The 15868-nt window shown below is 66.4% G+C and carries 17 protein-coding genes and 1 pseudogene; 12 read left to right on the top strand and 6 right to left on the bottom strand.

The features are described from left to right. The 4 genes from QOD90_RS09570 to QOD90_RS09555 form a co-directional block, all read left to right on the top strand. Positions 1–1257 (top strand): AAA family ATPase (locus QOD90_RS09570; protein WP_526348995.1); only part of this gene is annotated, 1257 nt, incomplete at its 5' end. 274 nt (positions 1258–1531) lie between these two features. Next, the gene (locus tag QOD90_RS09565) at positions 1532–1747 is read left to right on the top strand and encodes a CbtB domain-containing protein (RefSeq protein WP_526348993.1); all 216 of its coding nucleotides are present in this window, start codon (positions 1532–1534) and stop codon (positions 1745–1747) included. 22 nt (positions 1748–1769) lie between these two features. Beyond that, on the top strand, positions 1770–2570 hold the full coding sequence (locus QOD90_RS09560; RefSeq protein ID WP_526348991.1) for a CbtA family protein: 801 nt from the start codon (positions 1770–1772) through the stop codon (positions 2568–2570). A 39-nt stretch (positions 2571–2609) separates the two neighbouring features. Continuing rightward, positions 2610–3161, top strand: coding sequence for a histidine phosphatase family protein (locus QOD90_RS09555; protein ID WP_526348989.1), 552 nt, complete (start codon positions 2610–2612; stop codon positions 3159–3161). Positions 3162–3164: 3 nt separating this feature from the next. Here the strand turns inward: QOD90_RS09555 and QOD90_RS09550 are convergent, their stop codons facing one another. Together QOD90_RS09550 and mhuD are read right to left on the bottom strand one after the other, a co-directional pair. After that, positions 3165–4496, bottom strand: a complete 1332-nt coding sequence (locus QOD90_RS09550; RefSeq protein WP_526348987.1) for a serine hydrolase — start codon at positions 4494–4496, stop codon at positions 3165–3167. Positions 4497–4501: 5 nt separating this feature from the next. Then, positions 4502–4813: a mycobilin-forming heme oxygenase MhuD gene (gene mhuD, locus QOD90_RS09545; RefSeq protein ID WP_526348985.1), complete on the bottom strand. Its 312-nt coding sequence runs from the start codon at positions 4811–4813 to the stop codon at positions 4502–4504. 60 nt (positions 4814–4873) lie between these two features. Here mhuD and QOD90_RS09540 point away from each other — a divergent pair, with 60 nt between their 5' ends. Further along, positions 4874–5644 (top strand): alpha/beta fold hydrolase, encoded by a 771-nt coding sequence (locus QOD90_RS09540; protein WP_526348983.1) that lies wholly within the window; start codon positions 4874–4876, stop codon positions 5642–5644. On the opposite strand, the gene QOD90_RS09535 is transcribed toward QOD90_RS09540, so the two are convergent. Continuing rightward, entirely contained in the window at positions 5618–5839 is a 222-nt protein-coding gene (locus QOD90_RS09535) for a hypothetical protein (RefSeq protein WP_526348981.1), read from the bottom strand. The genes QOD90_RS09540 and QOD90_RS09535 overlap by 27 nt on opposite strands. Before the next feature lie 71 nt (positions 5840–5910). On the opposite strand from QOD90_RS09535, the gene QOD90_RS09530 reads away from it, so the two are divergent. The 4 genes from QOD90_RS09530 to QOD90_RS09515 all read left to right on the top strand — a co-directional run bounded on the left by QOD90_RS09530 (position 5911) and on the right by QOD90_RS09515 (position 10331). Continuing rightward, positions 5911–6882: a GlxA family transcriptional regulator gene (locus QOD90_RS09530; RefSeq protein WP_526348979.1), complete on the top strand. Its 972-nt coding sequence runs from the start codon at positions 5911–5913 to the stop codon at positions 6880–6882. 101 nt (positions 6883–6983) lie between these two features. Then, on the top strand, positions 6984–7193 hold the full coding sequence (locus QOD90_RS09525; protein WP_526348977.1) for a heavy-metal-associated domain-containing protein: 210 nt from the start codon (positions 6984–6986) through the stop codon (positions 7191–7193). A gap of 1 nt (position 7194) precedes the next feature. Next, positions 7195–8067, top strand: coding sequence for a DUF8832 domain-containing protein (locus QOD90_RS09520; RefSeq protein WP_526348975.1), 873 nt, complete (start codon positions 7195–7197; stop codon positions 8065–8067). A gap of 29 nt (positions 8068–8096) precedes the next feature. Continuing rightward, positions 8097–10331: a heavy metal translocating P-type ATPase gene (locus tag QOD90_RS09515; protein ID WP_526348973.1), complete on the top strand. Its 2235-nt coding sequence runs from the start codon at positions 8097–8099 to the stop codon at positions 10329–10331. A gap of 7 nt (positions 10332–10338) precedes the next feature. Here the strand turns inward: QOD90_RS09515 and lipJ are convergent, their stop codons facing one another. After that, complete coding sequence (gene lipJ, locus QOD90_RS09510) at positions 10339–11688, bottom strand: bifunctional lipase/adenylate cyclase LipJ (protein ID WP_526348971.1); 1350 nt, start codon at positions 11686–11688, stop codon at positions 10339–10341. Positions 11689–11697: 9 nt separating this feature from the next. Further along, the gene (locus QOD90_RS09505; protein ID WP_526348969.1) at positions 11698–12636 is read right to left on the bottom strand and encodes an iron-sulfur binding domain-containing protein; all 939 of its coding nucleotides are present in this window, start codon (positions 12634–12636) and stop codon (positions 11698–11700) included. Here QOD90_RS09505 and QOD90_RS09500 point away from each other — a divergent pair. From QOD90_RS09500 to QOD90_RS09490, 3 genes are all read left to right on the top strand, one after another. After that, on the top strand, positions 12635–13255 hold the full coding sequence (locus QOD90_RS09500; RefSeq protein WP_526348967.1) for a carbonic anhydrase: 621 nt from the start codon (positions 12635–12637) through the stop codon (positions 13253–13255). The two genes, QOD90_RS09505 and QOD90_RS09500, sit on opposite strands and share 2 nt — an antisense overlap. Positions 13256–13314: 59 nt before the next feature. Next, complete coding sequence (locus QOD90_RS09495; protein ID WP_526348965.1) at positions 13315–14082, top strand: hypothetical protein; 768 nt, start codon at positions 13315–13317, stop codon at positions 14080–14082. 95 nt (positions 14083–14177) lie between these two features. Continuing rightward, positions 14178–15500, top strand: coding sequence for an adenylate/guanylate cyclase domain-containing protein (locus tag QOD90_RS09490; protein ID WP_526348963.1), 1323 nt, complete (start codon positions 14178–14180; stop codon positions 15498–15500). A gap of 42 nt (positions 15501–15542) precedes the next feature. On the opposite strand, the pseudogene QOD90_RS09485 reads toward QOD90_RS09490, so the two are convergent. Further along, positions 15543–15868, bottom strand: a pseudogene (locus QOD90_RS09485) (HNH endonuclease signature motif containing protein); the annotation flags it as partial.

The raw sequence follows: 15868 nt of genomic DNA, 5'->3' as shown, positions 1-15868 counted from the left end.
CGCCGGGAGAAGGAGTCTGCGATCGACGCGCAGGACTTCGAGAAGGCAGCCAACCTGCGCGACCGCGAGAAGACCCTGGTCGGACAGCGTGCCGAGCGGGAAAAGCAGTGGCGCTCGGGTGATCTCGACGTCGTCGCCGAAGTCGATGACGAGCAGATCGCCGAGGTGCTCGGCAACTGGACCGGTATCCCCGTGTTCAAGCTGACCGAAGCGGAGACCACTCGCCTGCTCCGCATGGAGGACGAGATCCACAAGCGGATCATCGGCCAGGAGGATGCCGTCAAGGCCGTCTCGCGGGCGATTCGCCGCACCCGTGCGGGGTTGAAGGATCCCAAGCGTCCGTCGGGGTCGTTCATCTTCGCCGGCCCGTCCGGTGTCGGCAAGACCGAGCTTTCCAAGGCGCTGGCGAACTTCCTGTTCGGTGACGACGACGCGCTGATCCAGATCGACATGGGCGAGTTCCACGACCGCTTCACCGCGTCGCGGCTGTTCGGTGCCCCTCCGGGGTACGTCGGCTACGAAGAGGGCGGCCAGCTCACCGAGAAGGTGCGTCGCAAGCCGTTCTCCGTCGTGCTGTTCGACGAGATCGAGAAGGCCCACCAGGAGATCTACAACACGCTCCTGCAGGTCCTCGAGGACGGCCGTCTCACCGACGGCCAGGGCAGGACGGTGGACTTCAAGAACACCGTGCTGATCTTCACCTCGAATCTCGGTACGTCCGACATCAGCAAGGCGGTGGGCCTCGGCTTCACCCAGGGTGGCGGCGAGAACAACTACGAGCGGATGAAGCTCAAGGTCAACGACGAGCTGAAGAAGCACTTCCGCCCGGAGTTCCTCAACCGCATCGACGACATCATCGTCTTCCACCAGCTGACGAAGGAAGAGATCGTCCAGATGGTGGAGCTGATGATCGGCCGGGTCGGCAACCAGCTCAGGGCCAAGGACATGACCATGGAGCTGACCGACAAGGCGAAGTCGCTGCTGGCCAAGCGCGGCTTCGACCCGGTGCTGGGGGCCCGCCCGTTGCGGCGGACCATCCAGCGCGAGATCGAGGATGCCTTGAGCGAGAAGATCCTCTTCGACGAGGTCGGCCCCGGTCAGGTCGTCACCGTCGACGTCGACAACTGGGACGGCGAGGGGGCCGGCGAGGACGCGGTCTTCACCTTCGTCGGCGCCGCCAGGCCCATCGTCGACGAGGACGCGCCGGATCTGGCCAAGGCTGGCGCGGCCCCGGCAACAGTGACCACCACGGAGTAACGAAGCTCAAACGTGAAGCGCCCCCGACCTGTCGGGGGCGCTTTTCGTTTGGCCACGCCATTTCGACTGTGCGGTTTCATCCGCGACTCGCCGCGGTCAGCGGATGAGATCGCACGATCGCAGGCGCTCTGGTTTGCCTGTGCCTATGATGCTCGAGTAACCGACGGACGAAGGAATGCTGGTGAAAATCCAGAGCGGTCGCGCCACTGTGAAAGTCAGACCCGACGTCCGTCAATCGTGATACGGGACGCGCACTCCCGAAAGGACACCTAACATGACATCTCCCGAAGCCCGTCAGAGCGCAGCCCCCGCGCTGGACTTCTCCGGTACGAGGGCTGCGGTATGGCTGTCGGCCACCGCCTTCCTCGCGCTGCTGGTGCTGTACTTCATCGGCATGGATCAGGGTGCGACGTCGATCTTCGGCAGCGACACCCACATCCACGAATTCGTGCACGACGCTCGCCACCTCCTCGGCTTCCCCTGCCACTGACGCGCAGGGAGTAGCCCACAAAATGGAAAAGCAGATCATCGGGCGCGGCCTTCTGGCCGGCGCCCTCGCAGGAGTGCTCGCCTTCGCGGTCGCACGCGTCTTCGTAGAGCCCGTGATCGAGCGGGCCATCGGTTACGAGGACGGGGTCGGCGCCGCGCACGAGGCCATGGAGACCGCGTCAGGACAGGGCGGTCACGATCACGGCGTGGACCTCTTCACCCGCGGCGTGCAGGCCAACATCGGCATGGGTTTCGGGGTGCTGGCGTTCAGCATCGCGATGGGCGCGCTGTTCGCCGTCGTGTTCGCAGTGGTCTACGGCCGGGTCGGCAACGTGTCGGCCCGCGTTCTGTCGGTGCTCGTCGCCGGCGGAATGTTGTTGAGCCTCTACGTCGTTCCCGGACTCAAGTACCCGGCCAACCCGCCAGCGGTAAGCCTGGAGGAGACCATTCGTCAGCGCACGATGCTGTACCTGCTGATGGTGGTGGTGTCCGCGGCACTGTTCGTCGGTGCGATCTACCTCGGCCGTCGACTGGTGGCCCGACTGGGCACCTGGAACGCCACGCTGGCTGCCGCCGGCAGTTACGTGGTCGCCATCGCGATCGTGATGCTCGTCCTTCCGACGATCGACGAGACGCCTGGTCCGCTGCGTGACGACGCAGGCAACATCATCTTCGGGGGATTCCCCGCCGACGACCTCTATCAGTTCCGGCTGTACTCGCTGGGAGTGCAGGTCGTGATGTGGGCGACCATCGGTCTGGTGTTCGCGGCCCTCATCTCGAAGGTGCTGGACGGCAAGCGAGACCGGGCCGACGCTAGTTTCTGACCTCGGGGCAGGAGCGCAGCGACCGGGGGATGATCCAACGTGAGTGAGATCGTCCGGCTGACCCTCGTCTCCCATGCGATGACGGATGCAATGGCAGCCGGACGGTTTCCCAGGGACGAGCCCCTGAATGCATTGGGGCAGCGTCAGATCGATGCGACCACCGACCTCGGCGTCGTCGACGCTGCGGTCTGCGCGCCCGAGAAGCGCACCAGGCAGACCGCTGAACTGCTCGGGTTGCGTGCCGAGACCGAGCCGCTGCTGGCCGATCTCAACTGCGGAGCTTGGCGCGGCAGCGTACTCACCGGTGTGGGTCCCGCCGAGCTCACGCTCTGGTTGACCGATCCCTCGCAGGCGCCCCACGGTGGTGAGTCGGTGGCGGACCTCGTCGCCCGCGTCGGCGGTTGGTTGGACTCGCTGGCGGATCGTCGCGGGCGGCTGGTGGCCGTCACTCATCCTGGCGTCATCCGCGCGGCGATCATCTTCGCGCTGAATGCACCGCCGAAGTCGTTCTGGCGCATCGACGTTGGCCCAGTCGGCCGTACCGTCCTGCACCTGCGCGGAGGCGCCTGGACCTTGAGGTCGACGGGCTGAGGCTCACGCCGGCTGGATGAGTCCGAATGTTCCCTGGGCGATGGACAGTAGCCAGCTGGCCGCCGTCAAACTGCGGAACTTCGGCCAGTTCAGTTGAAAGCTGACCACCCATGCCTGGCCCGTCCGGTCGACGGCATACCAGCTGAAGCCGATGTCGCCGGGTAGGTTTCCGCCCTTGGCGCCGATGTAGTTCCACTTCGTCTTGTCGAGTTCGATGCCGGGCGTTGCGGACAGGATGTCCTTGACTGGAGCGGCAGGACCCACCGCAACCGATTGCAACGTGGCGTGCACCCGGCAGATGTCCACCGCCGTGCCGTACCACTCGGCTCCGTATGGCGATGCCGGGGTGTGGGTCCGCGCCGGATCCGGTTCGTAGTGGCGGGTATTCGTCTGCGCGATGAGCTGTTCGCGACCCTGCGGTGAGGCGGCCTTCCACTGCTCGCGCAGATCGGGTTCACCCCATCCGACCGAGAACAGTTCGTGTGTGTTCGGGAAGGGCGTCATGCTGGCCGGGTCGTGGTGACCAGCGTGTACGAGTGCCCGTTCGACGGCACCTGGGCCGAGACGCGCCATCAGCAGATCGGTGGCCATGTTGTCACTAGCCGAGATCATCTGTTGCGCAGCACTTCTGACCGACACCTGCGAACCGGGTGGAAGGTCTTCGAAGCCGGCCGAGCCGACGGCCTTCGCTTCCTTCGTGATGGTCAGCTGATCTTCCCAGCCGACGGTGCCCGCGTTGACCGCGTCCGCGATGGCAAGCAGTACGTAGAGCTTGAAGATCGACGCCAGTGGCAGCGAGTCGTTCACGTTGCTGCCCGCCACGGGCGCACACTTGCCGTCGGAGACCTTCGAGGCTTGATAGGAGTAGCGCGCTCCGGACTTCGTCACGGCCGCGTCGATGTCGGACCACTGCTTGATCTCCGGCTTCTGAAGCGTGACTTCGAAACGGTCCACCAACCCGGCGTCATTGGTGCGCAACTCGATGTCTTGGCCGACTCCGTAGGACGTCAGCAGATGCAGGGTGGCCTGACCCGCGCCGTAGTCGATGCCGCTGACGGTGAAGGGCCGGTCCCACCACATCCTGTCCATCATGAAGGCGACGTCGTCCACCTGCGGAGCAGCGGCGAGCGTCTTGACGCCGACGGGACCGATCGGCCAATCCGAATTGAGCATGTCGACCGTTTGCTTGGCGCGCAGACCGGGCGGGGTGTTGGTCTCGATGCGGGCGCCGTAGGCGGCTTCAGCTGGGACGACCGGGCCGGTGTTCGCGCATCCGGAAGTCAGGGCGACGACGAGGGTGGCGGCAAGCCAAAGCGCGGTCGCCCCCCGTCTCACCGTGGCTACGCTCCGGCCCGCTGAACGTCCAACACGACCTCGAACTCGAGCAACGAGGCACCCGTGGCGACGGGGTTGGCGCGCTGACCCGCATGCGCCTCGACCGCGGGGCCGCTGGCCCAGGCCTGGAACGCCTCGTCGGACTCCCACTGGGTCACGACGAAGTAGCGGTTCTCGCCCTTCACGGGCCGCAGCAGTTGGAACCCGAGGAAGCCGGGCTGGCCATCGACGGCGTGCGCGCGGTTGGCAAAGCGCTTCTCCAACTCTGGGCCTGCGTCGGGCGGAACTTCGATCGCGTTGATCTTCACCACTGCCATGGGTACTACGTTACCGGTTCGTTATCGACGCTCGCGTGGCTCCCTGCCAGGATGTCCGGCATGCGTTCCGCATTGCTGACGAGCCGCGGCGGCGAAGGCGAGCCCATCGTCCTCGTGCACGGGCTGATGGGCCGAGGCACCACCTGGTCGCGTCAGGTGCCGTGGCTCACCGAACTGGGCGAGGTGTTCACCTACGACGCCCCATGGCACCGCGGGCGCGACGTCGAGGACCCGCATCCCGTCAGCACCGAGCGATTCGTCGCCGACCTCGCCGATGCCGTCACCGCGCTAGGGCGTCCGGTCACGTTGATCGGACATTCGATGGGCGGCCTGCATTCGTGGTGCCTCGCGGCGGAGTATCCCGATGTGGTGACGGCGTTGGTGGTGGAGGACATGGCGCCCGACTTCCGCGGAAGGACGACGGGGCCATGGGAGCCCTGGGTGCATGCGCTGCCGGTCGAATTTCGTTCTGAGCAAGAGGTTTTCGATGAGTTTGGGCCCGTGGCTGGCCGGTACTTCCTCGAGTCGTTCGACCGGACCGCCACCGGGTGGCGGTTGCACGGTCGCGCCGAACGCTGGCTCGAGATCGCGGCTCAGTGGGGGACCCGTGACTACTGGCGGCAGTGGCACGCCGTCCGTGCGCCCACGCTGCTCATCGAAGCGGGCAACTCCGTCACACCGCCGGGGCAGATGGACCAGATGCGAAAGACCGGCGACCAGGCCTCTTATCTGCGCGTGCCCGGCGCCGGTCACCTCGTTCACGACGACGCTCCACGGGAATACCGTGATGCGGTGGAACCGTTCTTAGCGACGTTCGCCCTTGACGCCTGAAGCGGGCCAGGCGGGGGAGTGCTCGAAACGAGTGCGGGCGGCGTCGGCGTCGTGTTGGACGCGGTACCAGTCGGGATCGCCGAACTGGTTCACCAGGTGGCCGCGGACCGCGTCGTTGCGGTGACTGGCCCAGCTCAGCAGCGCGGCGAGCGCGAACGGCGCGGACAGGATCAGGAAGGCAAGTATCACGTTCATGGCAGCAATTATTCGGCCGGAGATATTCCGCCAACAGTGGCAGTACAGACGTCGTGCGTTAAGATACTGCCATGATTAAGAGTGTCTCAGCACTGGTGCTGGACGGAGTGGCCCCCTTCGAGTTCGGTGTGCTCTGCGAGGTCTTCGGCATCGATCGCACCGCCGACGGAGTGCCGAACTTCGACTTCAAGGTCTGCGGCCCCGAGCCGGGCAAGCCGTTGCGGATGACGGTCGGTGCGCACCTCACCCCCGATCACGGCTTCGACGGCCTCGTCGGCGCCGATCTGGTCGCCATTCCCGCCTTCGTGGGCACCGACTACCCGCAGGCGGCGCTCGACGCGGTACGCGCCGCTGCCGAGTCGGGGTCGATCATCTTGACGGTGTGCTCGGGCGCGTTCCTGGCAGGCGCCGCGGGACTCTTGGACGGCCGCAAGTGCACCACCCACTGGATGCATGCCGATGCGCTGGCGGCGCTGCATCCCACAGCTGAGATCGATCGCAACGTGCTGTTCGTCGACGACGGCAACCTGATCACCAGCGCGGGCACCGCCGCCGGTATCGACGCCTGTCTGCATCTGGTCCGGCGTGAGATGGGTAGTGAGATCACCAACATCATCGCCCGCCGGATGGTCGTGCCACCCCAGCGCGACGGTGGGCAGCGTCAGTACATCGACCAGCCCATCCCGGTTCGTTGCTCGGAAGGCTTTGCCCCACAGCTGGATTGGATATTGGCCAATCTGGGGACGCCACACACGGTCGCCACGCTCGCGAATCGCGCCAGCATGTCTGCCCGCACGTTCGCGCGCAGGTTCGTCGACGAAACTGGCCGCACCCCGATGCAGTGGGTCACCGACCAGCGGGTGCTCTATGCACGGCGCCTGCTCGAGGAGACCGACCTCGACATCGACCGCGTCGCGGACAAATCCGGGTTCGGAACGGCAACTTTGTTGCGGCACCACTTCCGCCGAGTCATCGGTGTCACGCCATCGGATTACCGCCGCCGCTTCGCCTGCGACGACTCCGGTGTTGCGGCGACGGCCTGACACCACGTACCGCCCCTTGACGTAATACCCCCTAGGGGTATTGTGTGTCGTAGGCGGAGATACCCCCATGGGGTATCAATGACGCGAAAGGAGGCTGTGCGATGAACACGACCAAGTACCAAGTGACCGGGATGACCTGTGGCCACTGCGAAAGAGCCATCATCGCGGAGGTCGGCCAGATCGGCGGAGTCGAGCACGTCGACGTCTCAGCAGCTACCGGCATCCTCGTGGTGACCAGCAGCGGCGAACCCGACGACGGTCGGATCTTGGCCGCGGTCGACGAAGCCGGCTATTCGGCGGTGCGTTTCTGACATGCGCGCGGGGACCAAGCTCGGTCTGTACGCCGTGGTTCTGGCTACGATCTTCGTCGTCGGCTTCGTCGGCGCTCGCGCGTTCATGCCCGCAGCCGCGTCCGCGGGATGGACCACCACGCCGACCGGCCACGGAGCGCAACACCCCACCGAGATGGCCGGGCTGTCGATCGAACAGGACGGGTATCAGATCCGCGACGTGGCGGCCCCCGGCACCGTCGGACGGGACGGCCCGCTGTCGTTCCGCTTGACCGGCCCCGGTGGAACCCCGGTCACCGACTACGACACCGCACACGACAAGGACCTTCACCTGATCGTCGTCCGCAGCGACGGCGCCGAATTCCGGCACGTGCACCCCGTCGACGACGGTGACGGCCGGTGGTCGATGCCGTGGCGGTGGAACTCGGCAGGCTCCTACCGGCTATTCGCCGACTTCGTGCCAACGGGCCTCGGCAGCACCGTGACACTGACGTCGACCACGTCGGTCGCCGGTGACCTGACGCCTACACCGCTGCCGCCGAACTCAGCCGTCGCCACCCTCGGCGACCTCACCATCGCCCTCGACGGATCGCTGCACGTCGGCAACGAATCGACCCTGACGTTCACCGTCACCCGCGCCGGGCAGCCGGTGCGGACGCTCGAGCCGTACCTCGACGCGTACGGACACCTGGTGGCGTTGCGGGCCGGGGATCTCGGGTACCTGCACATGCATCCGATGGGTGAGCCTGGCGACGGGACCACTCAGCCCGGTCCGGAAGTCATGTTCATGGCTACCGCGCCGACCGAAGGAAAGTACTTGCTGTACCTGGACTTCAAGCTCGACGGAGTGGTCCGCACCGCGGAGTTCGCAACCACCGCGACGCCGGGTCATTGACCAGCCCAGCAGATGGAAGGACGGATCTCGTGACGACATCGAGCATCGAGCTCGACATCAGCGGCATGACCTGTGCGTCATGCGCCATGCGGATCGAGAAGACGCTCAACAAGCTCGACGGCGTCTCGGCGACGGTGAACTACGCCACCGAGAAGGCGCGCATCAACACCCCGTCCGCGTTCGACGCCGCCGCGTTGATCGCCGAAGTCGAGAAGACCGGCTACGGCGCCGCCCTGCCGGCCTCGAAGAATTCGGCACCGAATGCCGATGAACGACAAGAAGATCCGGAGCTGACGGGCCTGCGCCACCGTCTCATCGGCTCGATAGTGCTCTCGGTGCCGGTGATCGTCCTCGCAATGGCCCCAGCGTTGCAGTTCACCTACTGGCAGTGGGCCTCCCTGGTCCTCGCCGCCCCGGTGATCGTGTGGGGGGCATGGCCGTTCCACCGAGCCGCGTTCGCCAACCTTCGGCACGGCGCCGCGACGATGGACACCCTCATCTCGGTCGGCACCTCGGCGGCGTTCCTGTGGTCGCTGTACGCGCTGTTCCTTGGCGATGCCGGGGCGCCGGGGATGACACACCCGTTCGAGTTCACCATCGCCCCAACGGACGGGGCCGCCAACATCTATCTGGAGGTCGCCGCAGGCGTCACCACGTTCGTTCTGGCCGGACGGTATTTCGAGAAGCGATCCAAGCGTCAAGCAGGCGCCGCCCTTCGGGCACTCTTGGAGTTGGGCGCCAAAGACGTTGCGGTACTGCGCAATGGTGTCGAGACCCGAATCCCGACCGAGGACTTGGCAGTCGGTGACGAGTTCGTCGTTCGGCCTGGCGAGAAGATTGCCACCGACGGCGTCATCGTCGACGGCACCTCCGCGGTCGACGCGTCCATGCTGACCGGGGAATCGGTGCCGGTCGAGGTCGCCGAAGGCGATGCCGTCGTCGGCGCGACCGTCAATGCCGGTGGACGGCTGGTGGTGCGCGCCACCAGGATCGGGTCGGACACTCAGCTCGCACAGATGGCCAAGCTGGTCGAGGACGCCCAGTCGGGCAAAGCCGACGTCCAACGCCTGGCGGACAAGATCTCCGGGGTCTTCGTGCCGATCGTGATCGGTATTGCCGTCGCGACCCTCGCGGTGTGGCTCGGCGGCGGGTTCCCCATCTCGGCTGCGTTCACCGCCGCCGTCGCAGTGCTGATCATCGCGTGCCCCTGTGCGCTCGGATTGGCCACGCCGACGGCGCTTCTGGTCGGGACTGGCCGCGGTGCCCAGCTCGGCATTCTGATCAGGGGCCCCGAGGTCCTGGAATCGACGCGCAAGATCGACACCATCGTGCTGGACAAGACGGGAACGGTCACCACCGGCAAGATGACCCTGCTGGGCGTCACCACCGCCGCCGACACCAGCGAGGACCAGGTGCTGCGGCTCGCGGGAGCCCTCGAGGACGCGTCCGAACACCCCATCGCCCAAGCGATCTCCAAGGGCGCAGCGCAGCGGGTCGGCACCCTGCCCACCCCGGAGGCCTTCAAGAACATCGAAGGCATGGGGGTCCAGGGGATCGTCGACGGTCACCTGGTGATCGTCGGACGGGCGTCATTGCTCGAGGACTGGTCCATCACGATGAGCGCGGAACTGGCTGCCGCCAAGGAGGCTGCGGAGACGGCTGGCCAAACCGCAGTGGTCGTCGCCTGGGACGGAGCGGTCCACGGCGTGCTGGTCGTCGCCGACGCAGTCAAGGACACCAGTGCCGAAGCGGTCGCTCAGTTCAAGGCGTTGGGGCTGGCCACGGTTCTGTTGACCGGCGACAACCGGACTGTCGCAGAGCAAGTCGCCAGGCAGGTCGACATCGATCGGGTCATCGCCGAAGTCCTCCCGCAGGACAAGGTCGACGTCGTCGCCCGGCTGCAAGCCGAGGGCAAGGTGGTCGCGATGGTCGGTGATGGCGTCAACGACGCCGCTGCACTGGCGCAAGCCGATCTGGGGCTGGCGATGGGAACCGGAGCCGACGTGGCGATCGAAGCCGCCGACCTGACTCTGGTTCGAGGCGATCTGAGGTCCGCTGCCGACGCAATCCTGCTGGCGCGCAGGACATTGTCGACGATCAAGGTCAACCTGTTCTGGGCGTTCGCGTACAACGTGGCCGCGATCCCGCTGGCCGCATTCGGGCTACTGAATCCGATGCTCGCCGGCGCCGCGATGGCGTTCTCGAGCGTCTTCGTCGTCAGCAACAGCCTTAGGCTGAGAACGTTCCGCTCCCAAGCCGACTGAGCTGTGATCAGGGCGCGTACACGCACCAGGTGCCTGGGACGCCCTTGAGTCGATGCTCGCCGCGGTCGGTGAACTTCCGGTGCGAACCGGTCACGATCTCGCGCACCGTCGATGACACCAGAACCTCGCTCGGACCGGCAAGGGCGGCGACCCGCGCACCGATGTGCACCGCCATCCCCGCGACGTCGTGCCCGCGCATCTCGACCTCGCCGGCGTGGATCCCGACCCGCACCTCGATGCCGAGCGTCGCGACCGCTTCGACGATGCCCTCCGCACAGTCGAGGGCGACACTGGGACTGCTGAACGTCGCGACGAAACCGTCACCGGCCGTGTTGACTTCGCGACCGCCATAACGCAGGAGTTCCCTGCGCACCACCGTGTCGTGACTGTCGAGAAGATCACGCCAGTGATCGTCGCCGAGGGTGGCTGCGCGCTCGGTGGAACCGACGATGTCGGTGAACACGATCGTCGTGAGGACGCGTTCGAGGTCGATGCCGCCCCGCTTGCCGGTGACGAACTCCTCGATCTCCGCGAGGACGGGCGTGGTGTCGCCGACCCAGTACAGCGAGTCCGTTCCTGGTAACTCGACGTAGCGGGCGCCCTCGATGTTCTCGGCGAGGTACCGGCCGTGCCCGACCGTGACGAACGACGCCTCCGCGCGGTGCATCACCAGAGTCGGGGCTGTGATGAGCGGAAGCATTTCCCGCGCATCGGCATCAGCGAGGGCCTGATTGGCTCTGCGGGCCATGCTCGGCGAAGCCGCCCGATTGCCCGCCGCGTCCCACCACGTTCGGAACGCCTGATCGCGGGCCACCGACGGCGCGAGCATTTCGAGAACGTCGAAGCCCTGCTCGAACGCGTCCGGCTCCATGGCGATCGTGGTGAACGGGTTGGCGCCGTTGGAGCGAATGCCGGCTTCGTAGTCATGCGCCCACAGCGCGCGCGCACCTGCGGTGAGCAGGACGAGGCGGGACACCCGTTCGGGCCGATCACTTGCGAGGAACAGCGCACTCACCGCCGTGAACCCAGATGCCAGGATCGTGGCGCTCTCGCAGCCGACCGCATCCATCACCGCGACGGCGTCCTCCGCCCAGCAGGCCGGGGTGATCTTGTCGGCGCCGATGCGCGAGGACATCCCCATCCCGCGGTGGTCGAACCGGATCACCCGGCAGAACGACGACAGGCGACGGTAGAAGCGGTACATCGAGGGCTCGGCGTCGATCGAGTCGATCGGAATGAACGGTCCGGGCATCACGACCAGATCGACCGGGCCGTCGCCGATCACTTGGTAGGCGATGTCGAGATCGCCCCGCGATGCGTAACGAGTCCGCGGGGCCCGCGAAACGGGTACGACCACGTTCTTAGGCTAGTTCACCGAGTCGTTCGGGGCCTGCGAATCAGCGCGGCCCTCGCCACCTTCACCTGCAAGCGCAAATTGGCCGTCCGCGGTCTGCTCGACGAGACCGTCGGTCAGCAGTGAGTGCAGTGCGCGATCGCGCTGGGTCGGGTCCGTCAACCACGCCACGTCCAGCTGCGCACGGTCAACGGGAGCGTCGTTGGCGCGCAACACATCCAACAGCCTGCCTCGCACCTGTCGATCCGTGCCCGCGTACTTCTGCGCTCGGCGGACGGGCTCCGTCGATGGCGGGAAACCAGCCGACCGCCATGCGCAGACTTGCAACGGGCACAGCCCGCATTGGGGTGACCGCGCGGTGCACACGGTGGCGCCGAGCTCCATCAAGGCAATCGAAAACCTTGGTGCGCGTGAGTCATTGGGGAGGATTGCGTCGACGTCGGCGAGGTCGCGGACGCTGGCGGGCGAGTCTGCCCGGCCGTGCACCGCCCTGGCCACCACGCGGCGCACGTTGGTGTCGACGACGGGAACCCGCTTGCCGTAGGCGAAGCACGCGATGGCCCGCGCGGTGTAGGTACCGACGCCGGGCAATGCGAGGAGCGCGTCGACGTCGTCGGGCACCACGTCGCCGTGCTCGACGGCGATCACCGTCGCACACTCGTGCAAACGCTTGGCTCGCCGCGGATAGCCGAGCTTGCCCCACGCCCGCAGGACGTCGGCCGCACTCGCGGCTGAGGTAGCGGACGGCGTCGGCCACCTCGCCACCCAGTCCCGCCAGATGGGCTCGACTCGGGCGACGGGGGTCTGCTGCAACATGAACTCACTGACCAGGATCTGCCACGCCGAGACCCCCGGCCGGCGCCACGGAAGGTCCCGCTGTGCCTGCTCGTACCACCGCAACAGCACGGTCGAATCGATCATCGTCGGCCACTGCGGCAGAATGGCGACCATGCCCAATACGAATCCGTTGACCGCTTGGAAGGCACTCAAGGAGGGTAACGACCGGTTCGTTTCGGGTAAGCCAGAGCATCCCAGCCAGAGCATCGAAGATCGGGCGAGGTTGGCTCACGGCCAGAAGCCGACCGCGGTGGTGTTCGGATGCGCCGACAGTCGGGTGGCCGCCGAGATCATCTTCGACGCGGGGCTTGGCGACATGTTCGTGGTCCGCACCGCAGGCCACGTCGCGGATTCGGCGGTGTTGGGCTCGATCGAGTACGCCGTCACGGTGCTGGACGTGCCGCTGATCGTGGTGCTGGGCCACGACAGTTGTGGTGCGGTCAAGGCGACGCTGGCTGCGCTCGACGACGGCGAGGTGCCCGGCGGGTACGTCCGCGACATCGTGGAGCGGGTGACGCCGTCGATTCTGCTGGGTCGTCACGCGGGCTTGAGTCGCGTCGACGAATTCGAAGTCCGGCACGTCAACGAGACCGTCGCGCAGCTGCGGATCCGCTCCGCGCCGATCGCGCAGCGCATCAGCGAGGGCACGCTGGCCATCGCCGGCCTGACCTACCATTTGGCCGACGGCAGGGTCGTTCTGCGCGATCATGTGGGTGACATCGGCGAAGGCTGACGGGCGACACGCCGGGCGAGGTCAGACGGCTATGCGTGACCTGGCCTTACCGTAGATTCGTGCTGGAAACTGAACCGCATAACTCGTTGCCGCCGGAGATCTACCGGCGCAGGCGCTTTCTTGCGCTGGGGGTTGGGGCGCTAGTTCTCGTCATCATCATCGCTGTCGTCGTGGTGGTGTTCGCCAACAGCACCGGTGGTAACTCGACGGGCACGCAGCAGGCGTCGCCGGCCAGCGCCGCACCGCAGTCGCTGCTTCCGGGCGAGAACCCCGAGGTCAAGAGCCCAATCCTGCCGCCGGCTCAGCAGGCGCCGCCCCCGACGCCGACGCCCGTCGAAGCGGTCGTCCCGCCGCCGGTGCTGAAGGAGGGTGACGATTGCCCTGACTCCGCACTGGCGGTCAAGGGCATCACCAGCCAGCCCAACTACGTGGTCGGCGATCAGCCGAAGTTCACCATGGTCGTCACCAACATCGGCCTGGTCGCGTGCAAGCGCGACGTCGGCGCGGCGGTACTGGCCGCCTACGTGTACGGACTCGACAACAACCGGCTCTGGTCGAACCTCGACTGCGCACCGTCCAACGAGACGCTGGTCAAGACGTTCAACCCCGGCGAGCAAGTGACCACCGAGGTGACCTGGACCGGCATGGGCTCTGCGGCGAACTGCCCGCTGCCGCGCCAGCCGATCGGGCCGGGCACGTACAACCTGGTGGTGCAACTGGGCAACCTCCGGTCGGCGACGGTTCCGTTCATCCTGGCCGAGCCCGCCGCCCCGGCACCGCCCGCTGACGCGCCGCCCGCCGACGCTCCAGCGCCCGCAGGCAACTAACCCCAGCGCAGGTTGAGTTCTCGTTCGTAGTTGACGCGGCACCAGCCGAAAGAGAACTTGGATCGGCGACGCTCGCTCGGACCTACACTTCGGAAATGTTCTCGGAGACGCGCTACGCGCTGAACGGGGATTTGCACGTCGCCTATCGCGCGTCGCGTGAGAGTGAGCGCGACATCGTGTTCGTCCCGATGTGGTTCGGCAACTGTGAGGACTATCCAGACCAGCCGCCTCTTCGAGGGTGGATCGAGGCAATGACATCGCTCGGTCGGCTGATTTTCTTCGACCAGCCGGGCACCGGAGCGTCTGATCCCGTCAAGTCGGGCGCGCTGCCGACGTTGGAGCAATGGGCTGACAGCATCACCGCGGTGTTGGACGATCTCGGGAGTCGTGAAGCGGTGCTCCTCGCGGCTACACCCGCGGTGGCGACGGGCGCGCTGTTCGCGGCGACACATCCTTCGCGCACAACCGGGTTGGTCGTGCTGGAGGGCTACGCGAATCCGATGGCTGAGCGCACCGAGGGACCCACAGCCGAGCAGATATATGCCGCCACGGTCGCCATGTGGGGGACGGGCGAGTTCCAGCATTCGATGAATCCGGACATGCCGTGGAACGAGGAGATCCGGGCGGCGTCGGCACGCTGGGAACGGCGGGCGGCGAGTCCAGGGACCGTCGCCCACATGATGCCTCTAATGGCCGAAATGGATGTGCGGGCGTTGCTTCCCACAGTCCGCGTCCCGACACTCGTCATCCATCACACCGACGACCCCTTTATCCCCTCCGAGTGGGGCAAAGACGTCGCTGATCGCATACCGGGCGCGAAATACGTGGAGCTTCCGGGGCGCAACGTCAGTCACTTCTACGAGCCCGACTGGCGAGCGTCGTTTCAGGAGATCGCCGAGTTCCTCACCGGCGAGCAAGCCGAAGTGGCTGACGATCGGGTGCTCTCCACGGTGCTGTTCACCGACATCGTGGAGTCGACGCGACGGGCCGCCGACATCGGCGACCGTGACTGGCACGCGCTGCTCGACGCACACGACGCCATCGTGCGGTCGCAATTGTCGCGGTTTCGGGGTCGTGAGGTGAACACCTCGGGTGATGGTTTTCTGGCGATGTTCGATGGTCCGCAGCGAGCGATCCGCTGCGCCATGGCAATTCGCGATGCGGTGCAGGCGCTGGGTATCCAGGTCCGCGCCGGGTTGCACACCGGCGAATGCGAGGTACGCGGCGACGACATCGGCGGGATCGCCGTGCACATAGGTGCCCGGGTGAGCGCCCTGGCAGGGCCGAACGAGGTTCTGGTGTCTAGCACGTTGCGGGACCTGGTGATCGGGTCAGGACTCGAATTCGACGACCACGGAGCCCATCAGCTCAAGGGCGTTCCCGGCGATTGGCACATATCCGCCGTCGTCGCTCCATAGCGATGTGTTTTGCGCCGACCCGACGCCTGGAGGTTTAGAGGTTTAGAACGGTGCAGGATCATCGTCTTCTCGGTCCCGGATGGCGGACTTTCCACTGTGCGAGGTGTTCTCGGGATCTTCTTCGATGGTCTGGTTTCTAGCCCGTTCGTCGTTGATGCGGTGGGCGCGGTCTTGGGTTCGGGTGGTGCGCCGCCGCGGCATGGTGAGTCCGGCGGTGTGAGCCGGGGGTGGTGTCCCGGTCGCGGCGATGGGTGCGGTGGGTTCGGACAGGGTCGGGAACAGCAGCCGGCTTGCTGGGGTGGTGGTGTACGTGCGGCCGTCGGGGGCAGTCCAGTGAATGGTGCCGTCCGGCATTTGTCGATCACGCC

It is taken from the genome of Mycobacterium sp. (assembly GCF_032161845.1).
Taxonomy (GTDB): Bacteria; Actinomycetota; Actinomycetes; order Mycobacteriales; family Mycobacteriaceae; genus Mycobacterium.
This window is presented reverse-complemented; position numbering and strand designations above follow the sequence as displayed.